The organism is Paenibacillus sp. FSL H7-0756, assembly GCF_038006765.1.
In the GTDB taxonomy this organism is placed as follows: Bacteria; Bacillota; Bacilli; order Paenibacillales; family Paenibacillaceae; genus Paenibacillus_AQ.
This window is the reverse complement of sequence record NZ_JBBOVT010000003.1, coordinates 470,924-492,345: the sequence shown is the minus strand read 5'-3', so window position 1 is coordinate 492,345 and position 21,422 is coordinate 470,924. Positions and strand designations below refer to the sequence as shown.

The window sequence follows — 21,422 nt, the reverse complement described above, 5'->3', positions numbered from 1 at the left end:
AGGAAGGGAATAAAAGAATAATGAAAACTTCCGGGGACAAACAGAGAAAAACCGCGCAGCAGCAAGGCTTCGCGGTCTTTAATTTAATGAATAAATATTTTGGGGCGGCTGGTATTCATTTAAATTTCAATTCAGCTCATTAAACCTTTCGAGCATAGTGGCAACCTCCGCTCTGGTAGCAAGACCAGAAGGATTTATAGTTACATCAGTGTTGCCCTTCATGATGCCCTTGGACACAGCCCAAGTAATGGACTCTTTGGCATAGCCTGAAATTTGATTGGCATCTTTGAAGCTCAGGCTTGAAGCTTTAGCTTGAAGGCCAACACCTTTAACCTTTGCGTATCTATGCAGCATAACCGCAATTTGCTCACGGGTGATCGCATCATTGGGAGCAAATTTCCCCTTATCATACCCGTTAACAATACTCTTTTGATGGGCCCAAATCACCGGATCTGAATACCAGCGGCCACTTTGAACATCAGAGAATACACTCACAAATGTAACCTTCGGTTTATTCTCCATGCGATAGAGTACAGTGGCCAGCATGGCACGGCTCATTTTTCCGGAGGGTGAGAATTCCGTCTCAGAGGTTCCCGTGAACAGTCCCTTGTTGTAAACATACCTTACAGAAGTATAGAACCAGTCGTCATGTGCTATATCTGTAAAAGGCGTTTTTTTCGCAAAGGTAACCACCACAATAGTGTCACGGCTAACCTCTGGAATAGTGTAAATGTCGTGGCCTATCCATTTCTCACCGTTGACAAAGATATATTCGGTTTCATAGCCTTCATCGGGAATCATTCGGATGGTGGCAGAGGTTGTGGCGCGAATGGTTTGAACTTCAAAGCCCTCGGAAATTTTGCCGTTTCCGCCTTTCACTGAAGCTTTAACGGAATAGTAAAGATCCACTGCAGCCTTATCGGCTGCGCCGTCACCCCCCTGGGCAGCCCAACGTTTCGGACCGGTAATTTTGGAGTTCTCAAAGTCAGAAACGCCAGTGCTAAGCTTTTCAATAGCCTCAGAGATTTCCGAAGCCAGCGCGTCCTTGTTATTAAAAATAGCCTCAGCCGCGGCAATCACAGCTCTCAATGTTTGCGCGGATTTGGTTGGGTACCAATAATCCGGATAATAGATGGTTTTGGGATTATCCGCAATCGTCACTGAAGCAAGCAAAGCTTTTGCAGCAACAATATTTTCATATAACAGAGATTTTGAGGCATCCTTTACTCCATCGCCAACAAGGATTTGCACAGCTTCAACCGGTTCAATATACCGGTGTGTCGCATCTTTGTTGGTTAGAATGAAGCTGCTTGAAAAAAGGCTGAACGTGCCGCTGTTTTTAGCTTGAAATACAGCCGTTCCGATATTTTTCAGGATGGAATCCTCTGTTCCCTTGGCGGTCATATCCAGATAGACATAGTTGATGGCACCATCGGAAACTTTCATTGAAATGTCGTTTTCCATCTTCACACCGGTATTTTCCAGCACATAAGAATCAAACTGCAGCTTTCCCTGAAAGCCATATACCGGTGCCCTTCCGGCACCCGTATAGGCAAGACTAAGCTTAACAAGTATTTTTTCTCCGACTTTAAAGGATGATTTCAAGGCACCCGAGCTGTCCGTTACGGTGATGTCCACACGATAACTAAGGTCTGCCGCATCATTTGCGCCATAGGCATAGGATGGTAGAACAGCCCCTAGAAGCATGATGCACAAAATGACTTTTAAGTATTTGATCATCTTTGAAGGGCCTCCATTAGGGTGAGCTGCGCATCTACAATGTCAACCACGCCGTCGCCGTTTGTATCAGCTCTCATCCAATTTTCTACAGAACTAAAACCGTTGTAAACATTGTCCAAAATAGCGTTCAAGGTTGCCAAAACGTCGACTTTATCAATCGCACCGCTGCCATCGGTATCTCCACGCAGAAGAACAGGAGATTTCACCGTTGGTTCAAAACCAAGCTTGGCTGTTAATTGCTCGCCTGTGACAAGCTCCTTTGAAGCACCGATATAGGCTTTCTTGAGATTGTCATATAACAGCGTTTGTTTGTTGCCTCCAATCACAACCGTTGCCTTGCCCATGTTCATTTCAGTATATATGGTGTACAACGAGAACCCTTGTGTCTGACGAACCTCATAACGGTAACCATAATCTTTTACATGAATTTTGATAACGTCTGACAGTTCTTTATAGACCGTTTTCCCGTTCTGGCCTTCAAAAGCAGACAGTCTATAACTAACCTTGATAGCCGTTTCGCCTGGGGCTAATGCTTCAAGGGTCCCGTCTTGTGAAAGTCTGATGATGTTCTGATTATACAGAACATCCCACACAACGTCTTCTGCCTTTAGAACGGTGCCGTCAACTGTGCGGAGTGCTTTCACAGAAAGTGCCGTTGTCCCGCCTATGCCCAGCTCAATCGAATCAGGCTGATCCTCGGAGTTTTCCAGGTCAGAGATTAGTTTGATGCTCTCATACTCTGACAGAACACGATTCACCAGATACACTGGAACCACCGTTTCGTTTCCAGCATCATCAACCGCTTTAAGCATCAGAGTTTGGTTCGGTTCCTCACTTGAGGCCTTGCGGTTGACAACGAAGGTTCCGTCAGGACGGATAACAATGCCGTCTGAACTGCCGTCTAACGTTAAGCTTGCGGATGGCTCTGTTAGGCCATGGAAGCTATAGCTGGAGTCCGCACCAACAAAAACAACCTGATTGCTGAAGGTGTTATCAACGTTTTCCTTATCCAGGCTGGTTTTAACATCTTCATCAAGGAGTAACACAGGCGCTTTGGTATCAACAGTGAATCCAATGGCCCCTGATGAGCGGCTGCCTTGGAGGGTGTCATGGTTTTCGGCAACCGCTGTAAAGTCCACCAGCTGCTGGCCGTCTTCAAGCTTTTCTTCAAATGACCACACCTTCTTAAATTCTTGAGGTGTGTTTTTATCTTCGGTGTTAAGGTTTAAGGTCATTTTCACAGGTCTGTCGAAGGTGTACGTCGCCTTGAATTGGTTAGTGTTTAAGTAATAGAGATCTTTCGATCTGTCAATGTTCGTCTCAACGCTTACAAGCTTGGGCTTATCCGTTGAAGGCATAACAAAGCTTGGCGATGAGGCAAATTCGGTTGAACGATAATATTCCGCCTGGTTAAGGGGAGACTCCACAATTCTAACTGCCTGCACTTTAACAAAGTAAGTCTTGCCTTCCTGTAACAGAGGCCGGTTGGTTTGGTTTTCTAATGGTTTGAGGATGATGTCACTGCCCACTTTAAATTGACCAAAGGAATTCTCGACCTCGGCCCCATCTTCGTCTTGGATCGCCACAAGATAATGTGTTGCAGTATCATCGGTTCCCGTTATATCAACCTTTACATAGCCGTCGCCGCTATAGACCGCAGACACAGATTTCGGGTTTTGCGGGAGCAATGGATTGGTAAAAGTGAAGGTTGAAGCCGTGATTTTCTTGCTCATTCCGCCTTGATGGTTCACAAGCATGGCCACCACATGATATTTCCCTTCAGGAAAGGACTCAGGAAGCGTGAATACATGAGTGCCTGATTCAATTTCATCTAACTCCAGGTTGCCAATACTAATTAATGACGAAGTATCTTGAATGTTAGAGGATTCGATGGTTTTCATGACGGACGGGTCCTTCGTGACATAGACATTAAGTGCACCCGAATATTGGCCCTGCTTGTCCGTAGTCCAGGAAACATTAATATCACGGCTTGTATTTGTGTTAGTAGAAGCACTAACTCCTGTCAGCTCAGGCATATAGTCAACACTGTTAACTGCAAAGTCGTCTATATAGACATCAGGTGTTGAAACTGAAACGGACCAGTTGCCCCCAACAATCAGAGAGGGATCAGTGACTGAAATGTACAAATAATTCGCGCCGTCTAAAGATTGAACAAGATAGTTTCCGTTGCCCTTGTTGTCGTCTTCAATCATGGTCAATCTTTTTCCATTTGGATTGGTGACAATGATTTCAGATGCAGACGGCTGGATTAAACCGCGAAGTGGAATTTCAAAGAGAAGTGCATCCTTGGTTGCCGGGTTAATCTCTTTGGTAACCCCATTCCCGGCCCTTGTCTTAGCGACGGCCTCCGTACTCAGTCTTCTCATATTCGTTCCATAGATCGTAGTGGTAGGCACAAGGTTGCCGCTCTCGTCCAGCGCCTCCGAGTGGACATAGTGAACGGCGTCTCCTCTTGATGAGAGGTCGATGGACCCGCCAAAGCTTAGGTCACCGTTCCAATAATAGATGAAGCCAAGCTTCACCCCAATGACCTTAAAGTTTGCACCCACAAAGTCAGAGGAGACGGCTGCCTCAACGCCTGCGATCTCCTTGCCCCCAAGCAGCGGGATGGAGTCTGGAATGAACAGCCCTGCGTACACATAACCATAGAAATAATCTTCCGTAATTTTAATCGTGATCCCGCCACGAATGGCTCCGGCATGAATACTGATGCTGCCGAAGGCATTAAGCTGAAACGGCGAGATCCATTGAACATTCATCCCCGCCTGAATATTAAGCAGCCTTCCCTCTTCGTCTTTCTCCAAGTGGCCGCTGCCTTCTATGGCAAGACCGGATAGCTTCGCATCCAGCTTAAAGTCACCCACAATAATGGCATTAATTAATAGCCTGGTTTGAAGATGGATGGTAAGGGGCGGAAGCTCGCCTGCCGGTTCTCCGGCAACGGTGTCTGCAAGGTTCGAAATGCCTCCGCCAAGGCCTGTGATAAATACATAAGGTGCAACCACAGGAACCTTCATTGTGGATGGCGCTAAAAAGAAGGTGAGCTTGTCCAGCATCATTTTGGGCACGGAGTTAATAGGAACCTTTTTGAGAGCCAATGACCCTTCTACTTCGAGCATGGTAACAGATACACCGGCATCAATACTATAAATATCTTCAATGGTGTTAATGGTTATATCCGCTTTAACACCGGCTTCGTTTCCTACTAACGGGCCTAATATATCTTTGGGCAGAGCTACTGACAGTGTTGTGTTAATGCCAACAAAACCAATCTCGCTGTCTTTACTTCCATAGAGAACATCTTGAACGTCCGCTGTGAGCGAGCCTTTATAATCATAATGCTCCTCACCCTTGGATGAGTCAGCAGCTTTTAAAGGCATTGAAATTCTTCCGCCAAAGCTAATTCCGAAATCATCGTCGTCCCGGGTCATAACACCGTATTTAATATTGATCAAAAAACCTGCAATATTTTGCAGCATATAACCGGCATCACCGAGCTGTAGTTCAAAGGCTTGAGCCCTCTTCCCGGCAACAGCCTCCCGGTTCAGCGTATATTTGGTTCCATTGCTGGCTTCAAAATGCCACTTATTATGCCAAATATTAATCGAGTTGATCACTTTGACGGTACCATCGCCTTCCAGCTTGGCCCCCTTGCTGTCAACGGTCATCTTCAGGGCTTCGGTGCTGTCATAGGTCAAGATGCTGTTGATGGTAATGTCGCCATCGGCCGGGCTGGCAGAGTAATATTTTTCTGTCCCCGTATCCATAAGTCTGATTTTTCCGCGAAGGGTCAACAGAATTTCTGTTTCGTCTTCTTTAAAGGCAATTCCTTTGTGAAGAATACCGTCTTTGCTCACGCCGCCGGCTATGAATTTCTTCATGACATCTTCGTTTGTAAAACTGATATAGTCATATAACTGTCTGTGGTTCGCAGCGTCTGTGAAGCGGACTAGCGAAACAATGCCGTAGCTTGCACTTTTATCTGCTAAATTATCGGTAACGTCCACTGAAGCTGCTGCTTTAATTTTGGTACCGAAGGCGTCGATCAGCTGTTGATTTGTAAATCTGAATTCAATGTCATACTTTCCAACCGCCAACGTCTGATTCGTTGAGAACGCAAGCGTTTGGCCTTCATCAATAAAGCTTATTTTTCTTTTGTCAATCAGAGTAGCCTCACCGCTTGAGGATGCAACAAGGTACAGACTCCATCCGTCACTTCCCGAAAGGGCCTCCATCAAAACCTTCATATCGCCAGAAACGGTAAGGTTTTTGTCGCCTTCATAATAAACGGCCGCCGGGAAAACATGCTTCATTGAAACCTCCGGGAGCTTTCCTTCCACTGCAGGAATCAAAATGTTTGTGTTGGCACTATAGTCAACCACTTTATTGGTCTTGGCATCAATAATTTCTGTGGCGTTTAGCGAAACGACCAGCCGTTTTGATGTGATCATGGACTGTGTATCGGCAATAATGTCAACATCCGGAATATTAAATACCGTTCCAATGTTAAGACCGCCCGAAATCTTCACCGTGTATTCCCGTGTCTTCGTGGCTGCAAACACAAGCCCCTCTTCGAGGCTAAGCTTCACAATGGGTTCTATAAGTTCCTTTGCTCCTGAGACACTATTGTCGATGGTTACATTTGCTTTAAAAACACCATTGTTTTCATACTCTTTTTTATCGTTAGCTAAGTATACATTTCCGGTTTGGATCCCTATGGATACATGCTCCTTTTGGGTTTGTTCAGCAAAGCTGCCGATCCCATAGAGCATTTCAGAAATTCTGACTTGACCCGGCTCAATGGCTTTTTCATTCCAATAATAAGCCGTTGCAGTGTCAGGAACTAAGTATTGGTTGGAATAATTAGTAAAGTCCACACTAGGGTTTGGGGTATACTCATATCTGGTGTTTGCAAGATTAATCCAGTGTCCTACAATCACCTTATCAACGTTGACATCCTTGTTGCCGCTCCAGCCGGACAAGAGGGCATAAGCCGTCTTGTTCGAGGCCGACAGAGAATCAACATATCTGATTTGCTGCGGAAGGTTGTCACCGCTATATTCGGTTTCAACGATTGTCGGTTGCGACGGGTCAACCAGCACATAAGGTGCGTCAATCTCTGAACCCAGCGCGTTGTCCAGAAGAAGCCGAATCCCCACCGTTCCGGCTGTGGCATTGTTATTTTTCACATCATATGAGATACCAATGTTACCCGTCCTTGAATTGTTAGGGTCGATTGAAATGGACACCTTTTGGGTGATGGTATAGCCCTTAATGTCCCATGCAATGGTTAAAAGCCTGTTTTGCTCTGAAACGACAGGTTCATGAAGCTTGGTATCAATTCCAAACCAGCCGTATTCCTGACCGAAAATAAAATCCTTTCCGTCGATACGGACGGTTGTGAAGGATGTTCCGTTGCTCCTGGCCGCATCTTCCTTATACAGAAGCGGAAGGTTGTTATCAAACGCTTTTTGCGGATGACCGTCAATGGTTTCGATGGAGAAGCCACCCGTTTTTGAATTGATTGAATATTTCATAAATTCGTTCGCAATGGAATAATCCGCATTACTACTGTCAGCATGAACAGGGAAACTTGCAAAGGTGAAAAGCATGGATAGAATAATAGCTGCAGCCATGCTGCGTTTCATTGTTCTATAGAACGTCATTGCCTATTTCCCTCCTTGATTTGAGACATATACATGAATGTTGAAATAGTCGCGTTTATCCGTTTGGATATATACGGTGTACCAACCGCTTGTAACATTATCGAGGGTATACACTCCGCTTTTCTCCCGCAGGACCGTTCCTTTTGTTTTCATCTGACCTTGGGTTAAGACACCTTTTTCATAACGTGCATACGAGATCCCGGAGAAATTCTTCAAAGAAATTTCAACCTTGTTTCCAAGAACGGACGCAGCATTGGAGCTGTCTGGCATCACGCCGTTCACAAGAGCTATGGTGTCATAAAGACCCACAAGGCGAACGGTCCGGCGAACGGTGGTTTGATTCCCGGCATCATCTCTTACCGTATAGTCGATATAGTACGGGTTCGAGCGGACAAATTCATTTGCCGAGATGTTGTCAGGGTTAAACACCCGCCCGCCGGCTCCATAGCTTATGGTGACCCGCTTCGTCAGGTCTACCTTCTTACCCGCAACCATATCCCATGCCTCGAAGTCTAGAAGCTTGGACTTGTCATAGGCAATGGAGGCATCTTTTTTAGGCGTCATGCCTTCGATGAAGATGAGCTCTTCCCCATTTTTAAGTTTTAACACAGGGGGTGTTTTGTCGATTAGACCAATGTCAACACCATACGAGGTATAGGTCCCTGTTCTTCCTTCAAGGTTAAAATTGTAAAGTCCATTGTCTCTATAATTCATTGACTTCTCTTGTTCCCAAGGATCGTTTCCGCCCACGAATTTAGCATCTTTATCCGTAATTACCGTGACCTTTACATTCTGGTTCGTTGCCGGGTTTTTGTCGGTGCCCACCACATATCCTTCTTCTTTTCCAGAGGTGTCCACACCAACAACAATCTTGTTTTGATGATCCTTTTCCACCCATTCGCCGCTTTGGTTCTGTTCGAGATATTTGTATGTCCAGCGGACTTCTTTAACCCTTGGGCCGCTCACTTCAATTCCTTCAACCGTTACCAGAATTTTTTGCGTGATGCCTGTTTGGTCCCTAATTTGAAAGACGTGCTCCCCGTTCGTTTTAACGTTGATCATTGCCTCTTTATAGGACAGAACATCGCCGGCTTCATCCTTCACTTCAGTCAGAAGTGCATGTTCATATCCCCGATAAGAAACGGTAAGATCAGTTAGTTTTCTAAGAATGTCCAGTGGAACGCCGTCACTGTCACGGATTTGGTCAAAGGTCACATTCACACTCAGCTTATCTTCAGCTAATGTGGCTGTGGCTTTGATTTGCGGCGGTGTGGACACAATATTGGATACGGTAATCACTTCCTGGCCTTCATTGCCATAGTCGTCAACAAAGAACATGGACACTGTACCATTTTTTCTAAAGCGGACAGCTTTAGTGCCGGGGATATGCACGATATCGTTGGCAGTTAGGCTTCCGGCAGGTTCTACACCAGTGACAGTAATCGTTTTGAACTCCTTGCTGAACTGTGTCAACTCCACATTCACGCTTTGTGCAGTAATGGTGGTGGGAGGCGTGCTGTACGTTTTTGCAATTGCAGTTGGCACTACTTTGTTAATGTTCGAGACAGTAATCGGAGTCGTCCAACGGTTTCCGGCATAGTCATAGGCGGTCACATTATAAATTCCTGAGCTGTCCAGTTCAACGACATATTCATTCTCAAGCGGCTCCCCTTTGAAGGGATAGACCACATCACCCTTCTTCACCTCTGCAAAGGCTATTTCACCTGAATCATCTGTTAAAGTGATCGTTGCAAAAATATTTTTGTTGGTCTTGGCCGTATTGGATAACACATAGGATGTTTGGCCAATCGTATTGTCGTAATGGTTATAGCTAACCGTATGAGAACCTGTGTTGCCCGAAAGATCCTTAAATTCAAATGTGAATTTGTTATTATCCTCCGTTAGCGTCCTTGAGAAGGCTGCGTTGTTGTTTGTCATCGAAAGCGTTTTTCCGCCTCCGGTAAACTTGAGCGTTGCCATAACCCTTCTATAGGCTTTGCCTTCCTGGATTGGAACCCAGTTCCCAAGATAGTTCTCATAGCTGTATTCAACGGTGTAGTGTGTGTCTTGCGTGATAGGCGTTTTATCAATGTTTAAAACTGTGACCGGCAGTACCGTTGCTGTTCCGGCTTTGTTTGTCACTTTAAAATATACCGTCGCATTCTGTTCAAAGGTTTCGGTATGCGAAACAACGGAGTCAATGGGGCTAAAGCTTATGCCGTCATACGAACGTTCAAGTTTTAGAATCCCGCTTTCCGGGTCATATACAGAAAGTGTTGCGGTAACATTTTGGTTGGTTGGCTCCGTGGTCGAATAGTTCACCTTTGCAGCTGGTGCCGTTTCGTCAACCGATGCAATGGCAACATATTCCGCTTCCATCCGGTCCGCTTCCATGCCTTCTGCCGTATAGGCCTCGAAATAAGCTGATTTTGTTGTTTTACCGTCTCTTAGCACTTCAAACACAAGCTTTGAATAAGCTGTTCTTCCTTCAACTTCTGTAAACGAAGGGTCAAGAACACTTAGCTCGGTATTTAGTTCTAGCCCGGATAACACTGCATGTTCAACAAAGAAATATTGTCCGGCATACTTTGGATTCGGAACTACAATATAATACAGCTTGTCGCCCTGGTTAAAGGATATGAACCCGCCGTTTTGAATCGTTTGACCATTTTTCTCTACATAGCCTGTAGTATCAAAACCTGTAACAAATTCAACCTCAGGTGTGAATTCCAGAACACTGTCTCTTCCAACCTCGTCCTGAATATAAAGGCTGATTTTATTATTGTTTTGGATAACAACCTCATAGTCCATTACATAGTTAGCGGAGGTTGTTAAAAGTCCTGTATACAGAAGGTTCGACCTGGCCATATCACCCACAACATCGCCCTCTACTGGTGCGTTTGGCATTACGGTTACTGGAACGTTAAAATAAACGCTGACCGTTGCGGTGGTTTTTGTAGTTCTAGGGTTTGCGCTGACACTTACAATGGCTGCCCCTGCGTCAACCAGGTCCAGTTTTGCGTCAAAGAACACTTTTTCAGTCACATTTCCTGCGGTGTCGGCGGCTTTGATCCCAATGGCATAGCTTCCGCTAAGCCCCTTCAAGTCAATGGTGTAGGTTTTTTGTTTGTTGCCTTCGCCATTAATGACGACCGGACTGCTCTGCATTTCCACGGATGGGCTTGATTGAAACAGCGCATAGTCCGCTTCGGTTAGAATAGGGTTTGCTGCCGGATCTTGAATAAGTGCGAAGGAGACGGTTGTGTCATGCTTGTCTGAGACATCAACTGTAACCACACCATCCTGTCTTGCTCCTTTGGTCACGGTGTCACTTGAAGCAAGCGCAGATGGAGCTGCCCGGTCAATGTTAGATACGGAAATAGGAACTAGAACACGATTGCCAAGCTCGTCAGACAAGATCAGATTTGTGGTTATATTTTCGCTTACCGTTACTGTGAATGCACCGTCTGTATAGGGAGAAACCGTGATTTTGTCAGCATCCTCGGGTGCAACGGTCAGTTTGCTAATCCCTGTACCCGCATCACTTGCGATTATTGTTGCTGTCACTGATGCGTTGGTTGGCTGTATGGTGCTATAGTCCGGCAATTCAAAGGTTGGTGCCTGGCTATCATACAGAATGGTGAGCGGTCTTGCTTCTGTTACAAACTCCGGTCTGTCGTCCGCAGGAGCATTGATAAGTCCAAACTGGAAATAGATAGTGTTGACACCTTCTTGAAGCGGAACCGGTGTGTCGAGTGTAAATGCATAATTACCGCCGGAATTGTTGCTCGCTGTGAACTCAGGAACTAAAACGCCGTTATCTGTTGGCAGGCCGTCCGTTGCTGCATAATATACCGGGTTCTGATATTTCGTTGCGCTGTCAGAAGTCCATGTTGCATGGGGCTCATTCAACACAGCATTGATACTATAGGTTCCATCCGTGGTTGTACCCATTCCGTTTACAATCTTTGCTCCCGCAAAGTTTAAGGTATCAATTACCGCAGGTTCTGACCTCATCCCAAAGTAGGGGGACACCTTTTTACTTTCTCTGCCATGCGGGTCTTTGGCCACAACCACAATGCTGTACGCACCTGATGGAAGTCCTGTCAGGGTCAAGGTTTGATTAACCTGGGCTATGTTGTCACTGCCAAGTGTCAGTGTCAGCGGATAGTTGGGCATATCTTCAATTCTCATCTCTGAATCCGGCTTGGATACATAGTAATATGCACTGGCAATTCCACTGCGGTCTGCCACTTTCACGTTAATTTGATGGGATGATTTGAAATGATCGTGCTGACTTCCTACGGTAAATTTAATCTCCGGGGGATAGGCGTCATACGTGTATTCTTGTGAAAATTCAGCAGTATTACCAGACTGTTTATTTTTCACACGATATTCAAGGATATATTTCCCGTCCATCAGCACTTTGGTTCCGCTAAGATTCGTTTTTTCAGCTGCACCAACATCATCGCTTGATTCGTACACTTTAAATTTTTGTGTAAAGCTGTTGTCATTGCCAGGATCAGAAATCCACCGGTAACTCGTTTCAAGGTTTGGATTGCTTACGTCAAAGCTAATGTCAAAATACGGCTTTGGCAGACTGGAATCCTCCGTATGGAGGGTGTCAGCAACATTTCCATTGAACATACTCACAGGCTTTTTATAGTATCTGGAGGCTTGCTCGTTTCTAGAATCGTTTCCAAGTGAGTCTACGGTGAAATAATAGAGCGTTCCCTCAAAGTTGTCCCCTTTTGGAATGGATAGAATGGCAGTTGTGCTATCACCTTCTGAGTCTACGAATGCCCATGCGCCTTGAGTTGAAGCAATTTCTGCGGAGGCAGGTTTAATCTGATGGATTGGCGTGTCAGGCGGTGCCGCAATCCCGTTCATAAAGGTATAATAAGTTCTTGACCAGCCGTTATTGCTTTGCTCAAGATCATTCATTTCAAAGCTATAGTCATTTCTTTTGCGGAGCTGTGCATCTTGCGGATGTACCGTCTCGGTTACGGTCACTCGCGGAGCCAGATTATCGATTAGGATATTCTCAATTTCTGCATATCCGGCCTCTCCGCCAAGCGGATTGTCGGCTTGATCCCATCCATACAGCCGAAGCTTGAATTCGCCTTCCGCCCGATCGATTGGACTTAGCTTTAGGCTAACGCCATTGATAACCTGCGTGTTTATAGGTGCGGTAACTCTTGCTCTGTTTCCTGTACCGTCAAAGTTTGTGATTCGGGTCATGGCCGGTTCATAGGAATCACCGGTTTTCTTGTACAGCTCATAATTAAAATAGTTTTGATTCGACTCGCTGTGGGCGACATTTCCTTCTGGATAGAGGGTTTCGCTGGCCACCATATAGAATTCATGCAGCTTTTTGATGTTGCCTTGAATGGAATCTGCCCCCGTCAGGTCATTTCCAGTTTGGTCAGTCACTCTTACCGTTGGGGTTTTGGTGTCCACTTTGTGAGTTGAGAAATAAAAGCTTTGTGATGACGGTGATTCTGGAGTGGGATTCTCCAAATAATAGGCCTGCGCCTGACCTTTTTTCGTTAGATGGGTAGAGACGTTGTCAAGCTGAAGCCTTACGCCCTCGCTTTCAACTACGCTAACATCAAGCGGGACTTGTCCAGTGAACTGAAGCTTGCCGTTTGGTTTGCCGTCATTGCCCTGCAGTTTGGTCATGGTAAGGCTGGTAAGCGGTGTTTCCGTACTGTTTCCAAGATATAACACAGGCGTGGCTTGGAGGTTGGTGATAAGCTCCGTTTTAATTTCTTGCGTCATAGTTTTTTTATGAATGGACACCGCTTCAACCGTGATATTAACATCTGTGAATTTACGGTTGAGATACAGATTGTCCTGGCTCGGTGAATAGGTAACCGTTTGAGTGATATCGGGGTTGCCGAGGTTATAAATGCTACGATAGAACGTATACGTTACATCTTTATAATAGTAGTCCGCTTGCCCTATCTTTGTTGTCAAATAGGTTTTAACCTCGGGATTTCCTGAACTTGTATGGGCAAAAGTTCCCCCGAGGCTCTCAGCATTGGTAGACTGGGCAAGCAGCGCCACTCTATAGGTCAGCGAAATCTCTGCTTTGTCCTTGGCAACCATCTGATCGTGAAGCTTCTTGCGGTCAATATTGAGCTCAAACGTTTTTGTTTTTGTCGGTTCCTGGAATGTTAACCAATCCCTGCCCACAGCGTCGTCCGAAACGCTATAGCTGACAACAGGAGCATCCTCATATTGCATAATGTCATAGTGGCCATATTGATCTCTGACATAGTTGTCCCACTCTGCACGTTCAGAGCCTGACGAATTCGCATCCAGATAGAACTCTCCTCCATGCTTATCAACGTCACCCATATCTGTGAATTTTCTTTTGGTTACATCCGAAATGTCACGATACAGTCTGTCCTGATTTTTTGTCCATGAGTATATTGGAATGGTCTTCGTCTGTGTTGGATTTATGTTTCCGCCAATTTGAGGAAGCCACAGAACCACCGACTCACCGTACCAGTCATCACTGCCCACCAGCCAAAAAACGAGCTCGTTCATTCTCCACGGTGGAGTATTTTGCAATTTAAATGTATGTTGTGTATCAGACCAAGCGGCAGCGCCGCCAAAATTTGCTGCTTGATCAGAGCTTGCTCCAGATTCATATGTACTTACGCCCATATAAATATTATCACCCGTTCCGCCGTCCTCGTTGCCTCCTGTTTTCACACCAAACACATAAGTGTACTCTGTTGCTACATTCGCATACACAGGTGCTACTGATAGTAAAAGCGAGAATACCAGCATCAAACTTATAATCTTCTTCATAAAATACCTCCTCGTTAGAAAATAGTTTCTATGTATTTTGAGCTAAGACCAATGGCTTGTAGCTCTTGTTTCATTTGATGTGTGAGTTCCATTTTTTTGTTAGGGACATATACCGCTACGCCGCCCCGATGGTTATAGCCTGCTGAATTTCTTACTTCGAAGGCAAGTGCTTGGGCGGCAGCAGTGACTTCTGAGGATTGGCCCATAATCTCTATAAGATCATATTGATCGAATATCCCGTCGTTCTTGCCTAATAGCTCTGAGCGGTTGGCAAGGTCTGTTAGGGAGAGATCAAATTCTGTATGTTCTATGGCCTTAACCAGGGATTCCGCCTGAGACAGCTTCATCATTGATAGGGTGGTTTGCATCTTAGCTTCCATCCCCGAATGAAGGGTAAAGGAATCTAAAATTAAGCGCCCTATCCTTTCAGTGCTGATCTGCGGGTTTCGCTCTAGCGCACCTATCCATGTGGTATAGTACAAGCCTGCTGCGGGCGTTGAATCTTCAGAAGCTATGAGATATTTGCCCTGATTTCTAAGTGCATAGGCAGTTTCAACGGTGCCCATAAGGCATGCATCAAAGACGATTAAGTCGAAATACATATCTGATGAATCGATTGCTTGGGAAAGCTCCGAGACCTTCATCGTTTTTCGTTCATTTAGCTCGTCTGCGCCAAATCCGCCCATTGTTCCATACCCATGGTCCCATAGAATCAGAATGTAACGATCATTTGGTGCAACGGTTTTGCCCCATACAAGAAAATCCTTTAGTGTTTTAGGGTCTGATGCGGCGGTTTGGATGTGGCTTTCGTGCTTTTGCAGTTGTCCAAGACTAACTTCAAAGCGTTCGGCTGCTCCATCGGTCATATATTTGTTGTGATAGTTGAGCGTTCCGCCTGTTTGCAGCAGGATTTTCGTATTTTGGTTGGGCTGACCCCGCAAAATTTCTTCCAGGTCATCGGTTAACCGGCCTTGCTGTGATTCAAGGTCAGAACCCACTGCATAGATTAAAATCGTCGTTCCATTCAACTTTTTATCCTGCTCCCAAAGTGACCTCGCCTCGTTTAAAGCTTGCGTGGTGAAAATATTTGCTGTACTAAGGGTTTGACCTAGCGTTGCAAGTTGGTCTTTGGGTCTTGTGTTTAGAACATAACTGCTTATTTTTGCAAGCGTTCCCCGGTTGAATCCGCGTTCTTGGGTAAGGTCTATTCCTAGAACTATTGAGGCGAAAGAAACCGCAGTTCCATAAGTGAAGTCGCCCTTTGTTTCTGAATATCTGAGCACCCTTAAAACCATTGAACAATACTGGTTAAGCGAGATGGGCCGGTTACCGCCAAAACGAAACTCATCTATTCCATTAACAACACCCTTGGTATAGGCATACGACACGTAGCGGCTTTCCCACCCTGTATCAGTAAATGGACTGTTGTAGGTGCTTTTCAGGACCTCCTTCTCCTTGCCCCACAGACGCAGCATCATTACAAGGGCTTCTGCCCTGGTAGGCACCCGCGACAGCTCATATCCATTCTCCGTTCCACTGAACAATCCCAAGTGGTTAAGCGCTTCTGCATAGCTGGAGCTTTGTGCCGCTGCTGATGATGGAGTTGTTGCAAGAAGAAAGACTAAAAAAATGATAAAACCTCTGATTTTTGTCATCATGTTCCGGCCCTTCAATTGATTAATCCTATTAAGCTACAATTCTACATGGCGGATTAACCCCTGTGTGAAAGTTAAAGAAATCTTTAAGTTCGCGCTTGCCGCTCCCTTCTGGCCAACAGCAAAAAGAGCCTGATCTCCAGGAGATCAGACTTTTAAGGATGCCTAATTGATTCACATCACCTAACAAAATGTGTTAGTCTATGTAGGATGGGTAAAAGACTTAGCTATAGATTATATCGTTTTTATATGTTGCAACAGGAGAAGATAATATGAGTAACGAACCAAACTTTTGGCTGGATTTACCGAAACCGTTTTTTATATTAGCTCCAATGGAAGACGTCACAGATATTGTATTTCGTCACGTCATTAGTGAAGCTGCAAAACCTGACGTATTTTTCACAGAATTCACAAGTGCAGAAAATTATTGTCATCCTGTTGGAAAAGAAAATGTAGGTGGCCGGTTAATGTTCACAGCGGATGAGCAACCGATTGTCGCTCATATTTGGGGCAATAAACCTGCACTTTTTGAACAGATGAGTATTGATATGAAAAAACTTGGTTTTCGTGGTATCGATATAAACATGGGATGCCCGGCACAAAACGCCGCAGCCAGTGGAAAAGGGGCTGGATTAATACGCCATCCTGAAGTTGCAGCAGAAATTATTCAAGCAGCAAAAGCAGGTGGATTGCCGGTTAGTGTTAAAACAAGATTAGGTTACTCTAAAATTGATGAGTGGCGCGATTGGTTAGGACATATATTGAAACAAGATATTGCGAATCTTTCCATTCACCTTCGTACCAAAAAAGAGAAGAGTAAAGTAGCTGCACACTGGGAACTAATTCCTGAAATAAAAAAATTGCGCGATGAAATTGCCCCAAATACGTTGTTAACCATTAATGGAGATATTCCGGACCGCGCAACAGGATTAAAAATAGTTGAACAATACGGCGTTGATGGTATCATGATTGGCCGCGGCATTTTCACTAATCCATTTGCTTTTGAGAAAGACTCTAAAGAACATAGCGCGAAGGATTTTCTCAATTTACTTCTTTTACAGTTGGATCTTCATGATAAATATTCAACAGAAACCTTGCCACGTTCATTTAAACCACTTCTTCGCTATTTCAAAATCTATGTTCGTGGATTTAGAGGCGCAGACGAACTGCGAGACCAATTAATGGAAACCACTTCAACAGACGAAGTGCGTCGTTTAGTAAAACCTCTTCTAGATCAAGAATTAGATTGAAGAAAAAGAGACTTCCCACAAGTTCAATGAACTCATAGGAAGTCTCTTATTTTTGCATCATGTGGTCAAACGGGGTTTCCTTCTCAGAAAACCCTTGATGCATAAGGGTTTGTAACCCTTATTACATCATGCCGCCCATACCGCCCATGCCGCCCATATCCGGCATTCCGCCGCCAGCACTAGGTGGTTCTGGCTTGTCAGCGATAACCGCTTCGGTAGTCAGGAACATAGCAGCTACGGAAGCTGCGTTCTGCAGCGCGTAACGGGTTACCTTGGCAGGGTCAACGATCCCTGCTTCGAACATGTTTACCCACTCATCGGTAGCAGCGTTGTAGCCGATGCCGATGGCTTCTTTTTTCAGGCGGTCCACGATAACGGAACCTTCCTGGCCTGCGTTAGCAGCGATCGTACGAACAGGCTCTTCCAGTGCGCGCAGCACGAGGTTAACGCCAGTTCTTTCGTCGCCTTCAGCTACAACAGCAGCTACAGCAGCATATACGTTCACAAGAGCTGTACCCCCACCGGATACGATACCTTCTTCAACCGCAGCGCGGGTTGCGTTCAGGGCATCTTCGATGCGGAGCTTACGCTCTTTCAGTTCAGTTTCAGTAGCAGCACCGACTTTGACAACGGCTACGCCGCCAGCCAATTTAGCCAGACGCTCCTGCAGTTTTTCTTTGTCGAACTCGGAAGTCGTTTCTTCCAGCTGGGAACGGATTTGGCTAACGCGTGCATTGATGTCTGCCTTGTCGCCGCTTCCGTCTACGATTGTAGTGTTTTCTTTGGTTACGCGCACTTGACGGGCATTACCCAGTTGCTCAATGGAAGTGCTCTTGAGATCAAGACCCAGCTTCTCAGTGATCACTTGGCCGCCTGTCAGAGCAGCGATATCCTGCAGCATAGCTTCACGGCGGTCGCCGAAGCCAGGAGCCTTAACCGCTACAGCATTGAAGGTTCCGCGCAGTTTGTTCACGATCAGCATCGCCTGAGCTTCGCCTTCGATATCTTCAGCGATAATTACCAGCGGACGTGCCTGTTGAACGATCTTCTCCAAGAGCGGAAGAATTTCTTGAGTGCTGCTGATTTTCTTGTCTGTGATCAGGATGTACGGGTTCTCCAGAACGGCTTCCATCTTGTCCGTATCCGTGATCATGTACGGGGAAATGTATCCACGGTCGAACTGCATACCTTCAACCACTTCAAGCTCAGTCAGGAATCCGCGGGATTCTTCAACGGTGATAACGCCGTCCTTGCCCACTTTTTCCATAGCTTCAGCAATCAGTTGGCCCACTTCTTCGTCAGCAGCGGAGATTGCAGCTACTTGTGCGATCGCTTGGGAATCCACAATCGGCTTAGCGATATTCTGCAGTTCAGCGACAGCAGCCTTAACTGCTTTGTCGATCCCTTTACGCATAACCATCGGGTTAGCGCCTGCAGTTACGTTCTTCAGACCTTCGCGGATCATAGCCTGAGCCAGAACCGTTGCAGTTGTAGTACCGTCACCTGCTACATCATTAGTCTTGGTAGCTACTTCTTTAACGAGCTGTGCGCCCATGTTCTCGAAGGCATCTTCGAGTTCGATTTCTTTGGCGATGGTTACACCATCGTTAGTGATCAGCGGGCTGCCGAATTTCTTCTCCAGCACCACGTTGCGGCCTTTTGGACCCAGTGTAACCTTTACTGCATTTGCCAAAGCGTCAACCCCGCGCAGCATTGCACGGCGAGCATCTTCACTGAACTTAATTTCTTTAGCCATTGTATAGTTAACCTCCTAATATAATTTGTGAATGTATTCTGAATCTGAATTATGAGAGACGTTCAAGACTAGTCAAGAATAGCGTGGATGTCGCTTTCTTTCATAATCAGATATTCTTTGCCTTCGTATTTGATTTCAGTTCCGGCATATTTCGAGAAAAGCACACGGTCGCCCTCTTTCACTTCCAGCGCTACACGGACTCCGTCTTTCAAAGCCCCGCTGCCTACAGCGATAATAGTACCTTCTTGCGGCTTCTCTTTGGAAGAGTCCGGAAGCACGATCCCGAAAGAAGTGGTTTCCTGTTGCTCGCTTGGTTCTACCAATACGCGTTCACCTAGTGGTTTAATCATGAAAAAATAGCCTCCTTTGAAATTATGTGTTTTGCCTTGAAAACATAGATTGAACTGCGGGGATCTGCACCATCAGCATCCCTGAAGGGGTATTGCTGCGGCCAATCCCGGTTTTCTCGCAGCGTTAGCACTCAACCCTCTGTAGTGCTAACAACAATTTTTATGATACTCAACTTGAAGGCGGATTTCAAGTCCTTTTACGTAAAATCGTATTTGTTTTTTTGCAAAATTATGGTTTCAGTGCTTGTCCGGCACACACTTTCCTACATTCTATCCATCAAGGGGCAGTTTATGCCCCCCATCCATTCATTCTGCCTTCACATACCGCGCCTCCCGCTTGGCGTCCTCGGCCAATTGCCTGCGGTAGACGAACGCGGACAGAAACACACTGAATTCATACAGCACCAGCAGCGGAATTGTCACCAGAAAGTCCGAGATGAAATCAGGCGGCGTAATGACCACAGCAATAAACACAAGCGCGAAATAGGCATAACGGCGCATCTTGCGCAGACGCAGCGGATTCAGCACCCTAAGCTTGGTCAGGAACATGACAATCAGCGGCAGCTCGAAGAGCAGGGCCAGCGGAATCACCAGACTGAACAGGAAGTTGAAGTATTCAGCGATGCCGTAGGTCTCTTCAAGCCCCATATTCCGCGTAATCGAAATGGTGAAGGACAAGGCCATAGGGAATACTATGTAATAGGCAAAAGCAATGCCGGCAATAAACAACACAAACACATAAGGCACATATCGCAGGGCAGCACTCCGCTCCACAGGACGCAGACCGGGGCTGATGAATGCCCATAGCTGGAAGGCAATGAACGGTACGGAGAAGACCAGCGAGACCGCCATGGCGATCTTCATATACATCCCGATCCCGTCCCAGAAGGAGAACGCATGCAGTACAAAGCCTTGCGCAGCGTCGGCGCTGATCAGGTACAGATAGATTGGTTTGGCGACGAATAAGCCCAGCACAAGTCCGGCCACAAATACAATCAGCACGTAGATAAGACGTCTGCGCAGCTCCGTCAGATGATCGACGAGGGACATTTCTTCCGCTTCCAGAGACATGACTGACACCACCCGGATAGATATATTAGCAATGGATAATTTATCGTGTGCAACATTTAAATGCTTATATTTCAAAAAAAGGGCGCCGTCCCAGTCTATTAGCAGACCTGGGAAAGACGCCCCTGCGTGGGAACCTTACAATTATTCCGGCAGACGGCGGTCCTGCGGAAGTTCTGCTGCTACCGTCTGCGAGGCCGCAGGAGCAGGTGTCTCGCTCCGCTTGGCCGGTTCCGGCTCGTTCACAATCTCCCGTGCACCATCCTTGAATTCACGGAAGGTACGCCCGACTGCCCGCCCCAATTCAGGAAGCTTATTGGGACCAAAGAGCAGAAGCGCCAAGATAACCAACAAGATAATTCCGGGTGTGCCAATACCACCTAACATTCCGGTTTCCTCCCATCCTTCTGTCCGTTCATGACAATAGTTAACGATAAAATAATAATACCATAACTTATATCACACATCCATCGTCTATCCTGAACGATTTAGACAAAAGCGGGTGGAACCGGGGCTTATTACTGGCGGTATTGCCCTGTAACCATTAACAGAGCTTCCGGCAGCTGATCCATAATTGCTGCCAGATTCTCATGTACCCCCTTCGGGGTACCAGGCAGATTGACAATCAGGGTTCTTCCGCGGATCCCGCAGATTCCCCGGAACAGCATTGCTGCGCGGTTCTTCTGCATGACCGTACTGCGCATCGCCTCGGAGAGTCCGGGCACTTCGCGTTCAATAACCCGCCGCGTCGCCTCCGGCGTAACATCGCGGATCGCCAGATCGGTTCCGCCGGTAGTAAGCACCAGATCCGCCTGGAAATAATCCGTGAGCTCAATCAGTGCAGCAATAATCTCATCCTGCTCGTCAGGCACGATCCGGTATTCAATGATCTCGCCGCCCAGCTCCTCTTCCACCAGCTCCCGAATCACCTGGGCGCTCGTGTCTTCCCGTTCGCCCCTGGCCCCTTTATCACTGGCCGTCAGGATTGCTGTTTTCCACGCCATAGGTTGTCCCTCCCTCTCTATGTACTATGTATGTCCGGCTGCTGAAGCAGCTGCCGCTGCGCCTTCGGCTGTATCATTCCCTGCTGCTGC

Annotated in this window: 10 protein-coding genes; 1 reads left to right on the top strand and 9 read right to left on the bottom strand. The window is 46.3% G+C overall.

Going from position 1 to position 21,422, the window contains the following annotated elements:
* Positions 1–126: 126 nt before the first annotated feature.
* The 4 genes from NST04_RS27955 to NST04_RS27940 are packed head-to-tail and all read right to left on the bottom strand — an operon-like array spanning position 127 to position 15,907.
* Positions 127–1,740 (bottom strand): S-layer homology domain-containing protein, encoded by a 1,614-nt coding sequence (locus tag NST04_RS27955; protein ID WP_341187174.1) that lies wholly within the window; start codon positions 1,738–1,740, stop codon positions 127–129.
* Positions 1,737–7,427, bottom strand: a complete 5,691-nt coding sequence (locus tag NST04_RS27950; RefSeq protein ID WP_341187173.1) for a dockerin type I domain-containing protein — start codon at positions 7,425–7,427, stop codon at positions 1,737–1,739. The genes NST04_RS27955 and NST04_RS27950 overlap by 4 nt, the downstream gene beginning before the upstream one ends.
* Positions 7,428–7,430: 3 nt before the next feature.
* Positions 7,431–14,249, bottom strand: coding sequence for a hypothetical protein (locus NST04_RS27945; protein ID WP_341187172.1), 6,819 nt, complete (start codon positions 14,247–14,249; stop codon positions 7,431–7,433).
* A 14-nt stretch (positions 14,250–14,263) separates the two neighbouring features.
* Entirely contained in the window at positions 14,264–15,907 is a 1,644-nt protein-coding gene (locus NST04_RS27940; RefSeq protein ID WP_341187171.1) for a clostripain-related cysteine peptidase, read from the bottom strand.
* A 269-nt stretch (positions 15,908–16,176) separates the two neighbouring features.
* Here NST04_RS27940 and NST04_RS27935 point away from each other — a divergent pair, with 269 nt between their 5' ends.
* Positions 16,177–17,154 (top strand): tRNA dihydrouridine synthase, encoded by a 978-nt coding sequence (locus NST04_RS27935; protein WP_341187170.1) that lies wholly within the window; start codon positions 16,177–16,179, stop codon positions 17,152–17,154.
* 121 nt (positions 17,155–17,275) lie between these two features.
* On the opposite strand, the gene groL is transcribed toward NST04_RS27935, so the two are convergent.
* The 5 genes from groL to NST04_RS27910 all read right to left on the bottom strand — a co-directional run bounded on the left by groL (position 17,276) and on the right by NST04_RS27910 (position 21,332).
* A complete protein-coding gene (gene groL, locus NST04_RS27930) occupies positions 17,276–18,910 on the bottom strand; it encodes a chaperonin GroEL (RefSeq protein WP_340756507.1) in 1,635 nt (544 codons plus the stop codon).
* A gap of 68 nt (positions 18,911–18,978) precedes the next feature.
* On the bottom strand, positions 18,979–19,260 hold the full coding sequence (gene groES / locus NST04_RS27925; protein WP_036723192.1) for a co-chaperone GroES: 282 nt from the start codon (positions 19,258–19,260) through the stop codon (positions 18,979–18,981).
* A 306-nt stretch (positions 19,261–19,566) separates the two neighbouring features.
* Entirely contained in the window at positions 19,567–20,331 is a 765-nt protein-coding gene (gene tatC / locus NST04_RS27920; protein ID WP_341187169.1) for a twin-arginine translocase subunit TatC, read from the bottom strand.
* Between the two features lie 141 nt (positions 20,332–20,472).
* Positions 20,473–20,715, bottom strand: a complete 243-nt coding sequence (tatA, locus tag NST04_RS27915) for a twin-arginine translocase TatA/TatE family subunit (protein WP_341187168.1) — start codon at positions 20,713–20,715, stop codon at positions 20,473–20,475.
* 131 nt (positions 20,716–20,846) lie between these two features.
* On the bottom strand, positions 20,847–21,332 hold the full coding sequence (locus NST04_RS27910) for a MogA/MoaB family molybdenum cofactor biosynthesis protein (protein WP_036693720.1): 486 nt from the start codon (positions 21,330–21,332) through the stop codon (positions 20,847–20,849).
* Positions 21,333–21,422 lie beyond the last annotated feature (90 nt).